This is a genomic window from Synechococcus sp. W65.1 (genome assembly GCF_047461615.1).
GTDB lineage: Bacteria > Cyanobacteriota > Cyanobacteriia > Thermostichales > Thermostichaceae > Thermostichus.
Genome location: NZ_JANSHI010000002.1, coordinates 48,090 through 64,798, shown reverse-complemented (window position 1 = coordinate 64,798; position 16,709 = coordinate 48,090). Strand labels below are relative to the sequence as shown.

The window sequence follows — 16,709 nt, the reverse complement described above, 5'->3', positions numbered from 1 at the left end:
GCGAAGAGGCAGGCTAGGGACGGCCAGAAGCCTCAGAAGTCTAGGCCGGCAGCGGGGCTTTGCGCCAAGCCTGGGGCTGTCGGAACTTGTACAGATCCCGGATTAGCTGCACCCAGCCATCGGCCATGGACTCCACCAAAAGTTTGCCTTTCTCGGGCGTGGCAGCGGTGGCATCCCCCAGGACGCCGCTCTGGCTGAGATCGCGAGTTGTCCAAGCAAAAGAGATTCGCCCTTCCAGGCTGAGCAGACTGTCTTCCGGCAAATCTTGGGGGTACTCGCAGACTAGGCGGTCGGTGCGCACCGTCTCGGGCAACAGGTACATCAGCATGCTGGTCTCGCCGTCGCCAGCGTGGATGCCCAATTCCCGTTCTTTTTCTGTCATCAGCTCCTGCCCTTGGTGGGGAACGCGCCAGACGGAGATGGGGAAAAGAAGGAAATCTTCGTACTTCTGGTGTAGGTCGCGGGCCACAATCTGCAGCACCTCAGGTTGGCCGCCGTGGGAGTTGAGGAAGACCAGCTTGCGAAATCCAGCCCGGTAAATGCTTTCGGCTACTTCGGTGAGCAAAGCCATCAGGGTCTGGGCCGAGAGGGTGATGGTGCCCGGGAAATGCCAGTGCTCGTTGGCCTTGCCATAGCACTGGGTGGGCAGAACGTAAGCCGGGATCTCCGGCTCCAGTTTTTCCATGGCCCGCCCGATGATTGCTGTGCCGATGCAGGCATCCACCACCAGGGGCAAATGGGGCCCATGCTGCTCGATCGAGGCTACTGGCTGGATGATCACCACATTCTCTTTGTTGGGCATGGCCTGGATCTCTGTCCAGGTCAGGTAGGGGAAAAATCGGTGGGGCGGGATAAAGGTGTGCATCATGGCGGGATCCGGTTGCAAGGAGTTTATGCCTTGCCTGCAAGGCTAGCACCGTGGGCAATCCCTGGATCTGAGAAGGCATCTCTTAAGATCAGGTGGTGGTTGTTCTTATTAGGCAAAAGCCAGCCATCCCATGACCCTGTGGCCCTGTTTGCCTGCCCGCTGCAGCTTTGGTGGGGATCCCTCCCTTGGGGGACGTCCTCTGCCTGCTGGAAGGGGGGAAGAAGGGAGTGTCCCCACCTTGCCCCGCCCCATCCTAGCCCTGCCAGGGCCGCAGGCCACTCTCTATGGGGAGCTGATTCAGGCTTCTCTCCACCGCCTTGAGGCGGGATCTCGAGCCCTGCTCTGGGTGCGACCCCTGCTGCTTAGGGAGGGATCCCAAGTTTGGAAGCTGCGGGCCACGCCGGACTTGCTCTGGCCTGCTGCCGGTTTTGTTCCAGCCTACGCCGAGGAGATCCTGCCCCTGCTGGAGCAGGCTAGAGATCCTGGCCCCCATGAGCCCTCTGCGCGCCAGCGGCTCCAGGGGTTTCTGCGGCAGCTCTGGCAAGGCTAGGCTTTTTAGGAATCGCCAACGGACTGGCCACCAGCCAGCTCCTGCAGAGCCGATTCCAACCGCGCCAGCGCCTCGTCAATTTCCGCAGGAGTGACGATCAAAGGGGGCACAAAGCGCACCACCTGGGATCCTGCTGGCACCAGCAACAGCCCTTGCTCCATGGCAGCCCTGACCACCTCAGCCGCCGGGATCCGCAGCACCAGCCCCTGGATCAGGCCCCAGCCGCGTACCTCTTGAACAAGCTGTGGGAACTGCTCTGCCAAGCAAGACAAACCCTGGCGCAGATAGCTGCCCGTCTGCTGAGCATTCCAAACCAGGCTCTCCGCCATCAGGGTGCGGCAGACCGCTAGGCCAACCGCACAGGCCAAGGGGTTGCCGCCAAAGGTGCTGGCGTGATCCCCTGGCTGGAACACCGCGCAAAAGTCCTTCGCCAACAGGGCACCAATGGGGATCCCGCCGGCCAGGCCTTTGGCCAGAGTAAACACGTCCGGCTCCACCCCCAGGTTGCAGTAGCCCCAGAGCCTGCCGGTGCGGCCCATCCCTACCTGCACCTCGTCCAACATCAGCAGGATGCCCCGCTCGCTGCAAACCCGGCGCAGCCACTGAAAGTAGGCGGGATCCCCAGGGACAACCCCCCCCTCCCCCTGCAGCGGCTCCAGCAGCACGGCACACACCCGCTCGCCCCAGCGCTCCAGCACCGCTGCCGTGCCCTCGATATCGTTGTAGGGGACGTAGTCGAAGCCAGGCACTAGCGGCGCAAAGTCTTTTTGGTATTTCGGCTGGCCGGTGGCCGTGAGGGCAGCCAGGGTGCGGCCGTGGAAACTGCCGTGGGCGGTGAGGAGGATGGGATCCTCGATCCCGCGCACCGTGTGGGCATACTTGCGGGCCAACTTGATGGCACCTTCAACGGCTTCTGCCCCCGAGTTACAGAAAAACACCTTGTCGGCACAGGAGTGCTGGGTCAGCCACTGGGCCAGTTGCGCCTGGGGGCGGTTGTAGTAGAGGTTGGAGACATGGTGCAACTGCTGCGCCTGCTGCGTCAGCGCCTGGATCCAGGCAGGATGGGCATGGCCCAGCGTGCAGGTGGCAATTCCTGCCACAAAATCCAGGTACTCCCGCCCCTCTTCGTCCCAGACCCGGCAGCCTTCCCCGCGCACTAGGGTCAGGGGATAGCGAGCATAGGTGGACATCACATGCCGCTCAAACAGCTCGGCAGCGGTTGCAGGGCTTGGGAGAGTGTCAGGGGGAGAAAAGCCTGGCGGGGACATGCTCGGCAGGGGAAAAATGGAGACAGCGTCTCGAGTGTATCACTCTGCCCTGGGGATGCTATTCTAGCGAAGCCCAAGGACGAGGAATGCCTACCCATGGGGCGGCGGGGGGTAACAGTCTGGTTTACAGGGCTAAGTGGGGCGGGCAAAACCACCCTTAGCTGCGGCGTGGCCCAGCAGTTGCAAGCTCTGGGTTTGCCGGTGGAAGTGCTTGACGGCGACCTAATGCGGCAACACCTCACCAAAGGGCTGGGCTTCAGCAAAGAAGACCGGGACGAGAACGTCCGCCGCATTGGCTTTGTGGCTAAGATGCTGACTCGCCACGGCGTGATCGTGCTGGTCTCGGCCATTTCTCCCTATCGGGCAACGCGGCAGGAGGTGCGGCAGCAGATCGGCAACTTTATCGAAGTCTTTGTGGATGCCCCCCTAGAGGTGTGCGAACAGCGCGATGTCAAGGGTCTCTATCGCCAGGCGCGAGCAGGCCTCATTCGGAACTTTACCGGCATTGACGATCCCTACGAGCCGCCGGAATGCCCAGAGGTGGTCTGCAAAACTGCCGAACAGAGCATCCCCGAATGCATTGAGCTGGTTATGCAAAGTCTTAGAAGCCGTGGCTATCTCTAACGAGGCTCAGAGAGCACCGGGCCTGGCCGACTAGGGATCCCTTGTGGGAAGATGTGAACGAGTATTTCTTTTCTGAGAGTCAAGGTAGCCATGGCAGTAACTCGTGCTGGACAAACCTTTGTGATGCGGGGCAGCAGCGAGGGAAACCCCGCCAAGTTCCTGGAGATGGCCAGCTCTCTGCTCAGCACCCACACCCGCCAGGGCAGTGGCAAGAAGGTTCAAGATCGCGCCTCCTACGGCAAGGCGGGTAGCCCCCGGGAGTTTCTGCAGATGGCTAGCGAACTGCGCCGATCTCTAGAGCAACGGGGGCGGTAGCCATTGGGATCCCTGTCCGGCTGGCCCAGCCAGGCGCTTTTGTTTTCGCCGCTTGGATCTCCCAGCAGGCTCTGCAACTCTTCAGCCGAAAGGTACCTATCTGGGCCAGCAAACCGCCGGGGAGCGCAAGCAGCATGAAGAACAAAGGCTTTTGGCTGGTCGGGATCCTGGGGACGGCCTTGGATCAGCTGAGCAAGCGCTGGGCGGTGGAGCGGCTGCTGCCGGGCCCGGAGATCCAGCTATGGCCAGGGGTGTTCCACCTCACCTACGTGGAAAACACCGGTGCTGCCTGGAGTCTGTTTGCCGATTCGGCGGAGTTTCTCAAGTGGGTCTCGCTAGGGGTGGCAATAGCCCTGGCGCTCCTGGCCCTGCGCAGCAGCAGCCTCAACCTTTGGGAGCAGGTGGGCTATGGCCTCATCTGGGCAGGAGCGGTGGGGAACGGCGTCGACCGCTTTCTCAACGGCTACGTGGTGGATTTTTTCAATTTCGTCTGGATTGGCTTCCCCGTGTTTAACGTGGCCGATGTGGCCATCAACCTGGGGGTGGTCTGCCTGGTGATTGGCCTGTGGCAGGGCAGCCCGAAAAAGACGGGGCGGGGATCCCTGCGAAAATTCGACTAAGCTGCCTACTTCACCCCCCCCCACCGACAATCCTCCCGCTTGCTGCTCCCTCGGAAGGAGAGGGAAGAGCTGGCGGCGCACTCCACCACAACCCCAGGGCTGGCCCCAGTCCCAGGAGTAGGCCCAACCCTGCCGGCGCGACAATGCCAGATCCCAGGCTTACCAGTAGGGCAAAGGCAAAATTGGCCCCATAGAGCAGCAGCGGCCCCAGCAACTGACGGCGGTTAAGGACAGGCTGATCTTTCCCCCAGAGGAGGTTGGCCACGGTCATAAAGGCAGTCCCTGTCAGCATCCAGCCGCCGAAGTTTTGCAGCGGCATGCCAAAGAATGGCCCTGGCTGAAACCAGGCCCAGAAGGGGATCAAGCCGCGGGTCATGGCCGGATCCAGCACAAAGTCCCAGGCAGTGAGCAAGAGCGCTCCCAACAGAATGGCTTCAAAGTGGATCAGCCAGTGGCGCCCCGCTTGCAGAGCCACCCGCGCCAACAGGTAGGCCGATAACCCCACATAGAACCAGGACAGAGGGATTGTAAAGGGAACCAAGCCGGCAATCTTGTAGCCCAAGCCGCTGAGGTAGCCGTAGTCACCAAAGGGGATCCCAGTGCTGGTGCCCAGCAGCTCGCTGGCTAGGGAGATGCCCACCGCTGGGATCAAGAACATCAGCAGGCGTCGCACCCCAAGGAGGCGGGATCCCATTAGAACTGCCGCCAGCGCCCCAAACATCATGTAGGCAACGCCGCCGTTGCCCATGCTCCAAGAGAAGGCCTGTAGGCCAATGGGAGGCAAACTGGCCACCCACTCGGGATGCGGTACTACCCAAAGTAGGCCCACTAGGCCGAAGAGCAAGGAGAGAATGTGCAAGCCTAGCGCCAAAGCTTCCAACCACTGCCAGATTGACCCAGACCAAAGGAGAACACCTCGCTTGTTAGAAAACTGGAAAGGCAAGCTAACCAGAACACCAGAGGATAACAGCCAACGCATGAGAAGCTCCCGCGGGGTGGTTGGTCAGAGCCACTGCGCTTTCCCACAGCTTGGGCAGGGGCTGAGGAGAAAAGCGGGTGGCAAAAAGGAAAGTGGCACCCGAGCCAAACCGCCTGGTCTGCTCAAGGTATGCCTACTGATACTTTGCTGCCTATTGTATCAATTCGTAAACATTCTGCCTGGCTTTCCCCAGAGGCCCCCTTCCTCCGTATCCCAGGAAGTCCTGAGGGGAGTCTACGCCCAGTTGAGCCGGGCTGTGGAGCGCCGGGACTGGGCTCAGGCCCTGCGCTTGGTGGATCTTTTGCGGCAGCAGTTGCAGGACCCCGCTCAGCTTCAGCAGCTGGAGAGCTACCGGCGGCAACTAGAGAGCTATCGTCAAGTCCAAGGGGATCCGCCGCCGCCCCAGTGGCCGCTTTTGCACAAACCCTTTATCGGTGACTTCCCGGTCACCAACCTCTTCGACCACGACCTGCCTTTGGGCGAAGGAGACGGCAATGGCCGATTTGTCAGCGGCCAGGGCCAGGTTTGGACTCCCAGTCCCCAGCACCCCTGTGGCAAAAGCGATGGCCACGCCGGCTACGACTGGGCCATGCCGGTAGGCACCCCCATCCTGGCCGCCGCCCCTGGACGAGTTACTGTAGCGCGCCCGGAACCAGAGTTTTTCTGCCCCAGCCTAGGCCGTCCAGTCAGAGGGCTGCGGGTGCGCATCCTGCACGAAGGAGAATCCCCGGGCGGGATCCGCCTAGAAACCCTCTACGCCCACCTCAGCCAAATCCGGGTACACGAGGGGCAGAGGGTGGCAGCTGGGGAGGTGATTGGCCTGTCAGGGGAAAGCGGCTGTGCCAGCGGGCCCCATCTCCACTTTGAGGTGCGCCGCTTTGACCAAGCCAATTCCGGCCAGCCCGCCCCTGTCGATCCCTACGGCTGGTTTGGGGCTGGCCTGGATCCCTGGAGCATCCATTCCCTGGGAGCAGAGAGCCTGTTTCTTTGGCAGGTGGGCCAAGCCCCCAGCCTAGGGGCCTGTTGGCAGGCTCAACAGCTTCCTGGTCATAGACACCTACGACCCTAGAGCGGTGGCTAGAGATCGCGGCGGACAAAGCCATCTCCCTCCCACTGGTAGAGCGTAGCCCGCAAGTCGCGGCTAGCTCCCGGGGCACTGGAGAGGATTAGGATCCCCTGGGGACTAACCCGCAGGCTGGCGTTGTTCAAATCTGTTACGCTCAGCAGCGGCACAAGCCCCTCTGCTCGGTGTTCTAAGATCAGAACCGACCGCAGCAGGCTGATTCCCCCTCGCTCAGTGAGGAGCACCAACTTGGGCTGGGGAGTGGGTGTGATGTCGGTGCGCAGCTGAGCCTCGATTAGCCGACCTGGGATGGGCTCAGCCATGTGGAGCAGACGAAAATCGTACCCTCCTTGATGGTCAAAGCTGAGCACGCGCACTACGGGCTCCACCGTCGGCTGCCGCTGGATCTCAAACACGGCCACCACTCCCTGCTGCGAGGAGGAGAGCAACTGAGCAGGAAACAAGCGCAGGTTTTCCCCACGATTGCCGCGGATAAAATCCCACCAGATGGACTGACGAAACAGGGCTACAACTCCCTCGCGAGCAGTACTGCCTGCAGAGGCAGCAGGCAATAGCGGCAGCAGCGGCTGGGAATAGGCGGAAGCTGAGGCGACTGGCAGGGCCAAAGCCAAGGCCGCTCCCCCTACTATAAGCTTGCGCATGCTTCCCCCTCCTCCACCAAAAACTGACTGCTCCTTTGGATTCAACCGTCATCCAGAATATCAGGCAGCATTCTTAGAAGTCGGCCAGGGCAAAAAGCGATAGCCTGCCTCCTCAACGGCAGCCACGATACCTGGCAGGGCCTCAGCGGTATGGGGCCAGCGGTCATGAAGCAGCAAAACTAGCGGTTGTTCCGAGTTCCTGAGCGCCTGCAACTGAGCGCGAACCCGCTCCACCAGCTGGGCCGGTATTTGGTCGGCATAGGCATCTTCAGGGCTAATGTTCCAGTAAACAACCTGATACCTCGCCTGTTCCAAAGAGTGGCGTAAAGCTGGATCTAGGCGAAAGCCCCCCGGTGGCCGAACAATCAGCTGAGGATCCAAGCCCAGCCTCTTCATCAGCTCGGTTGTCTGCTCCACCTCGGCATAAAATATCTCGTTGCTGCTGTAGAGACGTCGATAATCATGAGTAAAGGTATGGTTGGCTATCGTGTGGTGGTGAGCTTGAATGGACTGGGCCAACTCTGGAAATTGGGAAACATGAGTGCCGATAAGAAAGAAGGTGGCCGGAATCTGTAGCTGATCCAAAACCTCTAAAAGGCGAGGGGTGGACTGAGGCCAAGGCCCATCGTCAATCGTGAGGAAGGCAGAACGGGCCGGCACCTCCAACAAAGGCCCCAGCACTTCTTCCAAAGGCAGTTGCAAGGGCTGGCTATTTTCCGCTGGGTCGAGAAAGCTAGGATCTGGAACCCAGCCATGCTGTAGAAACAGCTGTACATAAGCAGGCGCGGGTGTAATCAACAGACGCCCAGTGTGCTGGTCCTGGTTGCCCCAGTTGAGTTGATAGGGCAGTTCCTTGGCAACCTCAACCCTTGTGGAATGAGTGATTACAGCATAGGGAATGTCGATTAGATAATGCCCGTTCAGCCGCTCTTGATAGACCCAAGCAGCAGAGGGAGCCGATAGGTAAATGAGTAGTTCTTGCGGATGGCTGCCTTGCAGAATGCGAACACTCTCAATTGGGAGAACAGGGCTGTATCCTAGGGTCGAGGTGAGGTTGAGGTTGAAAAGAGGGCGGGCCCCCGCAGCACTGTAATATAGACCCACCAAGAGGAAAGCCAAAAAAAAGATCACCGCCTTCAGAAAATGCATGGAGTTGCCAAGGTTTTCACAACAACTACAGAGCAAAAGACTATCACCACTCCCTGCAGCAAGTAGGATGAACCTAAATTGTGTGCAGGCGCTCTTCCCACTTACGGGGAGGTGAGGATCGGCGGATGTCCCGCCAGATGGCCGTGGCGGCCAGCGCTCCATCAGCCACGGCAATCGCCACCTGGTTGAGGCCCTGCTTCAAATCTCCTACTGCAAACAGGCGCGGGTGGGAAGTGCGGCACCATTCATCGGTGAGCAGGTTCTCCCCTTGCCATGTCAAGCCGGGGATCCCTTTCAAATAGCCGTTGTGGTATTTGGCGCCCATGGCTACCAGGCCAGTAGTAGCCTCGATATAGGTGCCGTCCTCCAGCTCTACTCCTTGCAGCTGGTGGTTTTCTCCAAGAAAGCGACGAATGGGAGCTTCGTAGAGAGGGTAACCATGATCTGCCAGCTTTTTGCGTATCTCGGGGCCAACCGAGCACAAGCCATGGGTTAACACCGAGATATAAGGCGTAAACCAGTTGAGGACAAAAGCTGTATTAATCCGATCTTCTGAATTGACAATCAATACTGCTTTCTGATCCCGCATTTCATAACCGTCGCAGATCATGCAGACATGTAGCGAGTAGCCTGCATATTCGTAAACATTCTGCATATCAGCCAATTGAGGCAGATAATCAATAATACCTGTTGCCGCAATCAAATACTTGCTGCGAAAAATAGGGTAGACACTGTTGACTTTCCCCACCTTGACCTTGACAGCAAAAAGCTCCCCTTCATCTGTAACATCTTCCACATAGCCCCCTAGATAGTCCACCCCCAAGCTAAGGGCGTGCTCCCTTCCTTGTCGCAACAGCTCTCGTCCTGGCGTGTTTGGCGGCAGGCCCAAATAGTTGCGCAAGTCCTGCATCCAAAAAGAGCGGCCCCTGCCCTTTTCCACCACCAAGCAGCTCAAGCCGTAGCGGGCCAAGTAAATGGATGCCGACAACCCCCCCGCGCCACCGCCAGCAATAATGACATCGTAAATTTTGTTTAAGCCAACTTCTAGGTTCTTGCTGTTTAGTTTCATAAGAAGGGATCCTCTCGCAGGCTTTCTACTAGATAGCCTTCAGGCGTATCGAGGTGAAGGGATCAGTTCCAGCAACCGTCTAGAATAGGGGCTGAACTCTCTGTCAGGAGAAGAGTCGTATGCCGGTCATCCCAGCCGCCATTGCCCTCATCTTTATCGGCTACCTGTTCAGCTCTGTCAAGATCATTAGCCAGGGCTATGAGGCACTGGTAGAACGTCTGGGTAGGTTTCACCGCAAGCTGACACCCGGCTTGCACGTCATCTTTCCCCCCATCGACAGGATTGTGTTCCAGGAAACCATCCGCGAGAAGGTACTGGACGTGCCACCGCAGCAGTGCATCACCAGCGATAACGTTTCACTAATGGCCGACGCAGTGGTTTACTGGCGCATCACGGACATGATCAAGGCTCGCTATGCGGTAGAGGATGTGCAGCGAGCTTTGGTGAACTTGGTGCTGACGGCGCTGCGGGCTGAGATTGGCCGCATGGACTTGGATCAGACCTTTTCCTCGCGCGCCGAGATCAACGCCCGCCTTCTAGCCGAACTGGACGAGGCCACGGATCCCTGGGGGATCAAGATCACGCGCGTGGAAGTCAGGGATATTCAACCCTCCAAAACCGTGCAGGACTCGATGGAAAAGCAAATGGCTGCCGAGCGGGAGAAGCGGGCCGCCATCCTCAGGTCAGAGGGGGAACAGCAGGCCAGCATCAACCAGGCGGCAGGGGCTGCCAAGGCTCAACTCCTGCGGGCAGAAGCCGAAAAGCGACAGCGGCTGCTATTGGCCGAGGGTACAGCTGAGGCCATCAAAACCATTGCCGCTGCCTTGCAAGAACACCCCGAGGCAGCCAACGCCTTGCAATACCTGATGGCCCAAAGCTACATCGATATGGGCCTCAAAGTGGGCAGCAGTCCCAGCTCGAAGGTCATTTTTATGGATCCCCGCTCCATCCCTGCCACCCTGCAAGGGTTGGTCTCGATGGTGGATATCTCCAAGGTTAGCCAGGGATCAAGCTCCCAAGCTTCCGAGGCCCCGCAATTGCGTACCTCGGCGGCATTCTCGTCTGACCTTGAGATTCCTCCACTCAATTCTTAGGATCTCCCCCGGGCCGAAGCCGCTTACGCCCTTCGAGCCGTAGGCTTGGGCCTGCGGTGACCTGGTTTTCCACATTGGCGTCCCTCGCTAGTTGGTAGAGAAGCTGCAACTGGGGTGCGGGCGACAGCCAAGCTAGGGGATCCTGGCCTCCTCATCCCTGCGGCTATGGTAGTTGCGGATCGCCCGCCTGACCAAGGTGAGAAAGGCGTAGGCCCGTTGATCTGTAGGATCCAAGCGCATCACCGTTTGAAAAGCTTCTTCTGCCTGCTGCAGGACCTCAAGATCGATCTGGCCCTCGACCTCTGCTTCCAGTTGGGCCTTTTGCAACAGCAGGGCCCCCCGGTTGTAGTGGGCTGCAACATGGCCGGGATCCGCCGCCACCACCACCTCCAGTTCGGCCAGGGCTGGATCCAGATAGCCGCTCATACCCAGCACCCAGGCCAACTTATAGCGAGCCTCTGTATGGGTGGGATCCTCGGCAACTGCCCGGCGAAATGCTTGAATGGCAGCCGGAAAATCGCCCGCCTGAACCGCTGCGATGCCTTCTTGGTAACTGTCGCTGGCCATAGGCAAGGTTGATCCCTGATCTGCAGCTTAGCCCTTTCTAGCTGGGATCTCCCAGTTTTCCCACCCAAATGTGAGAAGCGGTTCAGCGCTTTTCCCCCTGGGCCTGCCATCTGCAGCAGGGGAAACTGCCTCAGCAGGAGATCTGAGATTGCGCGAAGCCCGCTCCAGTAAAACTCTGCCCCTTCCTAGGCTGAACATAGCCACTGAATGTCAGGTCGAACCATGAACGCCAAACTGCTCTTCCTGCCCCTGGCTTTGGGGCTGTCGGTGGCGCCCACCGCCGCTGTTTTTCCCAAAACGCTGGGCATCCACCCCTCGCTGCAAAGGCTACAACTAGCTGACACTCGCCTAGAAACCGGGGCCCGCTCCATCCTCGTCAACCCTGTGCCTTCCGACTTGCAGGTGACCTTGGAGCTGGATCGGCGCGGCTCTAACCCCATCTACCGGCCTGGCGAGCCGATTCGCCTGACTCTCAGTACCAACCGCGACGCCTACGTCTACCTGTTTAGCATCCAAGCCGATGGACGCACTCACCTTATTTTGCCCAATCCCTTCTCAGGTGGAGAGGAGTTTCTGCGGGCCGGCGAAGTGCGCACCTTCCCACCCCCTGGCGCCAGCTACCGCCTGACCATTGCCCCGCCCTTTGGCCAAGCCCAAGTGTTGGCGGTGGCCTCCCCCCGGCCGCTCAACTTCCAGGAGATCGTCGCTTTTGAAGAGGGTGGATCCTTTGCCCGTGTGCAGGTGGAGGGATCCAGACTAGGCGACGCCGTCGCCCGCGCCATCCTCGTCGAGAAGATCCCTGCCCGCGAATGGGCAACCACCACTCGCTTCTATCGCGTCGCTCCTCGCTGAGCTCTCAGCTTAGATCAAGGACGCCCGGCAGCCCAAACCTGCCCAAAAAAGGCAGCGCAGGCTCCCTGGCAAACACTCCGCGCCGCTGCCGCGACAGGGATAGACCGCCTTGTGGTAGGAAGCTCCTCTAGTTACAAGCTGTGGAAGAATCCTCACCCCCTAGGACTGGGGAGAACCTCAACGAAACTTAAGCCCAAGAGAAGAACAGCCGTCAAGCTCACGGCCAACATCAGACCAGCGGGCAGAAATTTGCCAGTTTTGCGGTAGCGCAAGGCAAAAAGAAGAGATCCCAGCGCCGCCGTCCCTAAGCCCAAGCCTAGGCCCCAACGGGGATCCGCTCCCAGGAGGCCATAGCTAGCTCCGCTGAGAACAGCTCCCACCAAGCCTCCAACTAAAGACTTGAGACTTTTGCCTCTTCTATAACCGACTACTCCGCCTACCAAAAGCAGCACCCCGTAGACGAGCAAAGTAATCCGTGCAATCGCCATGACAAGAAAAAAGTTTCCTACCTTGCTTTAGTCCACAACAATTTCGCGGATTAGAGGCAGGCGGAGAGTAATGTAACGGTTGAGAACTGAGGGATCGACCGTGCTGAGGGCATATCTTTTCTGACAGGCATTCAGGAGGAGATTGACCAAGTCATCGTCACGCTGATTCAGCCAATCCGGTCTGCCGATCTCGCTGACCAAAGACCAAAATTGACGTATCATCTCAGGAGTCATGGCATCGTCCATCGCCTAGGGTAAGGGCTAAACTGCAAGAGTGAACCAGGCTAGCGATCCCATTCTAGGGAAAACAACCGCCTCCCAGAACCGACATTTCAGCTCCGTCACAACTTAGGATAAGATGTTACGCTTCCCCACAAAGCTCAGCAAACAGCGACTACCTGCTTCAGAAGGCTTCAAGCTAAAACCTCCAGATCGTTAGCTCCAATAGCTACGAAACCATAGCTGGTACAATGACTCCCCTGGCAACTTTTTTTCTCTGTTTTACCTTACTTACCCAATCCTCAGCGCAGCCACCTTCCTTGTTCTGTCAGTCTAGAGCTTCCCCTTGGGGTTTACCCCCCTGTATCTTACCTGTAGCCCCGTCTCATCCTCAACTGAATTTGACTCTAAGCCTAGCTCCCCCGGCTTGTTGCTAGAGCAACTGCCTGATGGCTACTAGCTGGTGCTGATAGACTCTCTACCTGCCGAGCAAGCTGCTTGCCTCCCTAGCCAACAAAGAGCAAATCTGGAAAATCGGGGCAAACAGAGCGCTTGCCTCTTTAACTCCTCCCTAGCCCAGCATGAAGCGCGACTTACGGACTCCGTCCTGCTGACCCAAGAAGGCCTCCAGCTTGCTCTTGCAAGAAGACAGCTCTGCTGTCCGTCCTACCCTTGCCCGCTCTGCTTGGGCTAGCGGTGTGGGGCACCAGGGACGACGTTTATCTCTCAGATAGCTCCTCATCTCTAGAGTGGATGATTACTCTTCCCCCCTGCCAATCCAAACTCAGGGGTTTCGCTTCTGCCTCGATACCTAGCTGGGCCCAGGCGCTGACCATGGCCGCTCCTACCCCTTCTCGCTCCTCAGGCGCACAGAACGCCAGGAGGGTAGGCCCAGCCCCGCTGATCACCACTCCGTAGGCTCCTGCAGCCAGGGCTGCCTCCTGGACTGCCTTGAAACCAGGGATCAACTCCATGCGGGCCGGTTGGTGCAGCCGATCCTGCAAAGCCACCCTCAGCCAGTCCACCCGCCCCAACTGCAAGCTGCGGATGAGCAGCCCCAGATGGCTGCTGGAAAAAACGGCATCGGCCAAGCTGACGGACTTGGGCAGGATCTCGCGGGCTGCCTGAGTGGAGAGCTTGAAGCTAGGCACCGCTGCCACAATCCCAATGCGCTCGTGCCACTCCACCGGGCAGAACACCCACTGCCCTTGCTGTCCCTGCACACAGAGCTGACAGCCGCCTTGAAGGGCGGGCACCACGTTGTCGGGGTGACCTTCGAGGGCAATGGCCAACTGGAGGAGGGTCTCGGAGGCTAGGTTAAGGGATCCAATGGCATTGGCTCCCAGCAGGCCGCCGACAATAGCAGTGGCAGAACTGCCCAGCCCTCGCGCCAGGGGCACGTTGAGGGTAATCTCAATTTCCACTCCCGGCACAGGCTTGTCCAGCAGCTCGAAGGCCCGGCAGAAGGCGCGATACACCAAGTTGTCCTTGCCCTGGCTGATAGGATCGCTGCCACGATAGTGAATGCTGAGTCCAGCAGGGATCTCGCGAAACTGGAAGTGGTTGTAGAGCTGCAGGGCTGCACCCATGCAATCAAACCCTGGCCCCAGGTTGGCGGTAGTGGCTGGGACAATTACCTCTACTCGCTCTTTGACCAAGGGAAAGCTCCTTAGCGAACAGTGGTCACCTCACACCTACTATCCCACGGACGGTGGATCTCAGGCTCTCAGGGCCTCAATGGGATCCAGTTGCGCCGCTTTGCGGGCGGGGAAAATGCCAAAGACCAGTCCAACCCCCGTCGAGAGGGAAAAAGATATGACCACTGCCACGGGATCGACAGTCGTGGCCAAAGGGGTAAACATTCGCACTGCCACCAGGAGGCCGCTGCTGAGGAGGATCCCGGCCACTCCCCCGCTGACGGCAATCAGGATAGCCTCGGCTGCAAACTGCTGCAAAATTTGCCGGCTGTCGGCCCCAATTGCCTTGCGCAGGCCAATTTCAGGGGTGCGTTCTGCCACCGAGATCAACATCACGTTCATGATCCCCACCCCACCCACCAGCAGCGAGAGCGCTGCTGTGCCGCTCAGCAGTACCCGCAGTAGAGTTAAAATCCTGGCTGCCCCATCCAGCAACACTTTCTGGTTGCGGATGACGAAGTCATCTTCTCCTATCAGTTGGTGCCGCTGGCGCAACAGGTTGCGGATCTGGAACTCAGCAGCCGGCAGATCTGCTTCGGAGCGGGCTGAGACAAAGATGGCCGTCAACTCCAGGCCATAGGGAGAGCGCCGTCCAACAAAGCGGTTGGCCACCACGTCTACCGGCAGAAACAGGCGGGCATCGTTGTTGCCAAACACTGTTGGCTTGGGGCGCAAAATGCCGACTACCTCAAAGGGCAAGTTGTTGAGCAGCAGCGTCTCTCCAATAGCGGCGGCGGGATCCAAGCCAAACAGCTCGCGGGCGGCCTCACTGCCCAGCACTACCACCGGGCGCTGCTCCTCAATGTCCGCTGGCAAGAGGAAGCGGCCCTCCTCGACCTCCAAGTTGAGCACTGACAGATATTCCGGCCAGGTGCCGGTGGCTTCGTAGCGGCGATCCACTCCGCCCCGCACGGCGCGCACATTGACAACAAGACTGGGGACGGCTGCCGATACCGCAGGCACTTCCGCAGCAATTGCCCGCAGATCGTCGAGGGTGATGGGACGGGTGTTGCTGGCGTCCGCCAGGCCCAAGCTGGAAGAAAAGACGATGAGCAAATTGGTGCCCAAAGCCCGAAACTGATCCACGGCCAGCTCCTGGGCAGCATGGCCAAAGCCAGCAATGGCTACCACTGCCGCGTTGCCGATGAGGATCCCCAGCATGCTCAGGCCTGTGCGCAAGCGGTGCCGTCGCACCATTTGCCAGGCCATTTTGGCTGCAACCAGAAAGCTCATGGGTGCGGCCTAACTCTCCCACTTCGGCTAGGACGGCGCTCTTGTGGAAGCAAACTCTGCAGGGTTACTCCTGGCGGCAGCGCCGTAAAGACCCGATCCCCCGCCTGCAGGCCGGAGAGGATCTGGGTGATCCCTCCCTGGGTGAGGCCCGTTTCTACTGGCCGATAGACAGGCCGCTGGGTTTGCGGATCCAACAGGATTACCCCCTCTTGGCCCCCCTCCCGCAGGATGGCCACCGAGGGCACCGTGAGGGCTTGGGGTTGCTGCTCCCCGAGAAAATCCACCGAGACGTTCATGCCAATGCGCAAAAAGTCTGCCCCCTGCTCCGGCTCGATCGCGACCCGAAAGACGGTGACCTCCCGCACCACCACCGTGGCAGGGGCAATCCGCTTCACTCGTCCCCGTACCACTCGATCCGGATAGGCCAGGGATCGGATCTCCACCGGCTGTCCCACCCGCACCTGGGCAATCTGCGCCTCCGGCACCTCCGCTCGCACCTCAATCCCCTGGGCCAGCGCCAGGATGGAGCTGGAGGAAGCAGCAGTGGCGTCGGAAGCTGCGGTTGTGGGAGTTACAAAGGATCCCACCTCGGCAAAGCGCTGCACCACCACACCGGAAAAGGGCGCCCGGACCTCGGCCTCAGCTAGGCGAGATTGTCGCTGGGCTAGCTCGGCTTGGGCCTGGGCAATCTGGGCTTGGATCTGCCGCAGCGTTTCTGGGCGGCTACCTGACTGCAATCGCTCCAGCTCTTGTTGGGCAGCTTGCAAGTCCGCTTGCGCTTGTTCCAAGCGAGCTAGGCGTTGATCCAGCTCGCTGCGGGCTACAGCCCCCTCCTGCGCCAGCGCCTGAATCCGTTCCAGCTCCTTTTGGGCCAAACTCACCTGCGACCGCGCCGCATCCACCCTGGCCTGGGCTGCTGCGATGACCTGGGGTCGCTCGCCGGCTTGCAATTCCGCCAGGCGGGCCTGTAGCTCTTGGATGCGGGCTTGGGCTTGGCGAATGCCGCTAGTTAGATCGCCGTAGTCCATCCGGGCTAGCACCTGCCCTGCCACCACCTCATCTCCCTGATCCACCAATAGCTCCGCCAAACGGCCCGCCTCTCGAGGACCGACATTTACCTGACGAATGGGCTGCACCTGGCCGCTTACCCGCAGCCGTTGGACTAGATCCACTACCTCGACGGGCACCGTCAACCTTTGTAGGCGCTGTACCCTCCGCTGCTGGAGGTACCGCTGAACCAAGATACCACCCCCTCCCAAGCTAGCCAGCAGCAGACCCAAGAGAATCCAGCCAGTAGGCCACCCTTTCCTAGGGGGTTCGGGCTGGAGCAGGGGTTGGTCTGCAGATTTGGCAGGGGGCAGGGATCCCGTCTGGGGCTTCACGACGTCTCCC

At 59.6% G+C, this 16,709-nt stretch carries 19 protein-coding genes; 7 read left to right on the top strand and 12 right to left on the bottom strand.

What is annotated here, in order from left to right; all coding sequences use genetic code 11:
* Nucleotides 1–40: 40 nt before the first annotated feature.
* Nucleotides 41–865 (bottom strand): creatininase family protein, encoded by an 825-nt coding sequence (locus NW806_RS01620; RefSeq protein ID WP_414395149.1) that lies wholly within the window; start codon nt 863–865, stop codon nt 41–43.
* 133 nt (nt 866–998) lie between these two features.
* Between NW806_RS01620 and NW806_RS01615 the strand changes: the two genes are divergently transcribed.
* Complete coding sequence (locus tag NW806_RS01615; protein ID WP_414409765.1) at nt 999–1,418, top strand: hypothetical protein; 420 nt, start codon at nt 999–1,001, stop codon at nt 1,416–1,418.
* 5 nt (nt 1,419–1,423) lie between these two features.
* Here the strand turns inward: NW806_RS01615 and NW806_RS01610 are convergent, their stop codons facing one another.
* On the bottom strand, nt 1,424–2,686 hold the full coding sequence (locus NW806_RS01610) for an aspartate aminotransferase family protein (protein WP_414409764.1): 1,263 nt from the start codon (nt 2,684–2,686) through the stop codon (nt 1,424–1,426).
* A gap of 96 nt (nt 2,687–2,782) precedes the next feature.
* Between NW806_RS01610 and cysC the strand changes: the two genes are divergently transcribed.
* From cysC to lspA, 3 genes are all read left to right on the top strand, one after another.
* Complete coding sequence (gene cysC / locus NW806_RS01605) at nt 2,783–3,310, top strand: adenylyl-sulfate kinase (protein WP_414394914.1); 528 nt, start codon at nt 2,783–2,785, stop codon at nt 3,308–3,310.
* Between the two features lie 90 nt (nt 3,311–3,400).
* The gene (locus NW806_RS01600) at nt 3,401–3,625 is read left to right on the top strand and encodes a hypothetical protein (RefSeq protein ID WP_414405271.1); all 225 of its coding nucleotides are present in this window, start codon (nt 3,401–3,403) and stop codon (nt 3,623–3,625) included.
* A gap of 134 nt (nt 3,626–3,759) precedes the next feature.
* Entirely contained in the window at nt 3,760–4,245 is a 486-nt protein-coding gene (lspA, locus tag NW806_RS01595; protein WP_414409763.1) for a signal peptidase II, read from the top strand.
* Nucleotides 4,246–4,255: 10 nt separating this feature from the next.
* Here the strand turns inward: lspA and NW806_RS01590 are convergent, their stop codons facing one another.
* Nucleotides 4,256–5,104 (bottom strand): carotenoid biosynthesis protein, encoded by an 849-nt coding sequence (locus tag NW806_RS01590; RefSeq protein ID WP_414409762.1) that lies wholly within the window; start codon nt 5,102–5,104, stop codon nt 4,256–4,258.
* A 364-nt stretch (nt 5,105–5,468) separates the two neighbouring features.
* Here NW806_RS01590 and NW806_RS01585 point away from each other — a divergent pair, with 364 nt between their 5' ends.
* Nucleotides 5,469–6,293 (top strand): M23 family metallopeptidase, encoded by an 825-nt coding sequence (locus tag NW806_RS01585; RefSeq protein WP_414409761.1) that lies wholly within the window; start codon nt 5,469–5,471, stop codon nt 6,291–6,293.
* 8 nt (nt 6,294–6,301) lie between these two features.
* Here the strand turns inward: NW806_RS01585 and NW806_RS01580 are convergent, their stop codons facing one another.
* The 3 genes from NW806_RS01580 to NW806_RS01570 all read right to left on the bottom strand — a co-directional run bounded on the left by NW806_RS01580 (nt 6,302) and on the right by NW806_RS01570 (nt 9,167).
* On the bottom strand, nt 6,302–6,949 hold the full coding sequence (locus tag NW806_RS01580) for a hypothetical protein (protein ID WP_414394924.1): 648 nt from the start codon (nt 6,947–6,949) through the stop codon (nt 6,302–6,304).
* Nucleotides 6,950–7,009: 60 nt separating this feature from the next.
* Nucleotides 7,010–8,098 carry a polysaccharide deacetylase family protein gene (locus tag NW806_RS01575; RefSeq protein WP_414409760.1) on the bottom strand — a complete coding sequence of 363 codons (1,089 nt, stop codon included), beginning with the start codon at nt 8,096–8,098 and terminating at the stop codon, nt 7,010–7,012.
* Between the two features lie 73 nt (nt 8,099–8,171).
* Entirely contained in the window at nt 8,172–9,167 is a 996-nt protein-coding gene (locus tag NW806_RS01570) for an NAD(P)/FAD-dependent oxidoreductase (protein WP_414409759.1), read from the bottom strand.
* Between the two features lie 119 nt (nt 9,168–9,286).
* Here NW806_RS01570 and NW806_RS01565 point away from each other — a divergent pair, with 119 nt between their 5' ends.
* On the top strand, nt 9,287–10,261 hold the full coding sequence (locus tag NW806_RS01565; protein WP_414409758.1) for an SPFH domain-containing protein: 975 nt from the start codon (nt 9,287–9,289) through the stop codon (nt 10,259–10,261).
* Between the two features lie 132 nt (nt 10,262–10,393).
* Here NW806_RS01565 and NW806_RS01560 read toward each other — a convergent pair whose 3' ends face one another.
* Complete coding sequence (locus NW806_RS01560) at nt 10,394–10,828, bottom strand: tetratricopeptide repeat protein (RefSeq protein ID WP_414409757.1); 435 nt, start codon at nt 10,826–10,828, stop codon at nt 10,394–10,396.
* A gap of 222 nt (nt 10,829–11,050) precedes the next feature.
* Here NW806_RS01560 and NW806_RS01555 point away from each other — a divergent pair, with 222 nt between their 5' ends.
* Nucleotides 11,051–11,680 carry a DUF4384 domain-containing protein gene (locus tag NW806_RS01555; protein WP_414409756.1) on the top strand — a complete coding sequence of 210 codons (630 nt, stop codon included), beginning with the start codon at nt 11,051–11,053 and terminating at the stop codon, nt 11,678–11,680.
* Nucleotides 11,681–11,832: 152 nt separating this feature from the next.
* Here NW806_RS01555 and NW806_RS01550 read toward each other — a convergent pair whose 3' ends face one another.
* The 5 genes from NW806_RS01550 to NW806_RS01530 all read right to left on the bottom strand — a co-directional run bounded on the left by NW806_RS01550 (nt 11,833) and on the right by NW806_RS01530 (nt 16,699).
* Nucleotides 11,833–12,168 (bottom strand): TMEM14 family protein, encoded by a 336-nt coding sequence (locus tag NW806_RS01550; protein ID WP_414394932.1) that lies wholly within the window; start codon nt 12,166–12,168, stop codon nt 11,833–11,835.
* Nucleotides 12,169–12,195: 27 nt separating this feature from the next.
* Nucleotides 12,196–12,402: a hypothetical protein gene (locus tag NW806_RS01545; RefSeq protein ID WP_414409755.1), complete on the bottom strand. Its 207-nt coding sequence runs from the start codon at nt 12,400–12,402 to the stop codon at nt 12,196–12,198.
* Nucleotides 12,403–13,106: 704 nt separating this feature from the next.
* A complete protein-coding gene (gene thrB, locus NW806_RS01540) occupies nt 13,107–14,045 on the bottom strand; it encodes a homoserine kinase (RefSeq protein ID WP_414409754.1) in 939 nt (312 codons plus the stop codon).
* A 60-nt stretch (nt 14,046–14,105) separates the two neighbouring features.
* Nucleotides 14,106–15,317, bottom strand: a complete 1,212-nt coding sequence (locus tag NW806_RS01535) for an ABC transporter permease (RefSeq protein WP_414409753.1) — start codon at nt 15,315–15,317, stop codon at nt 14,106–14,108.
* A complete protein-coding gene (locus NW806_RS01530; RefSeq protein ID WP_414409752.1) occupies nt 15,314–16,699 on the bottom strand; it encodes an efflux RND transporter periplasmic adaptor subunit in 1,386 nt (461 codons plus the stop codon). Before NW806_RS01530 ends, NW806_RS01535 begins: the two co-directional genes overlap by 4 nt.
* Nucleotides 16,700–16,709: the final 10 nt, after the last annotated feature.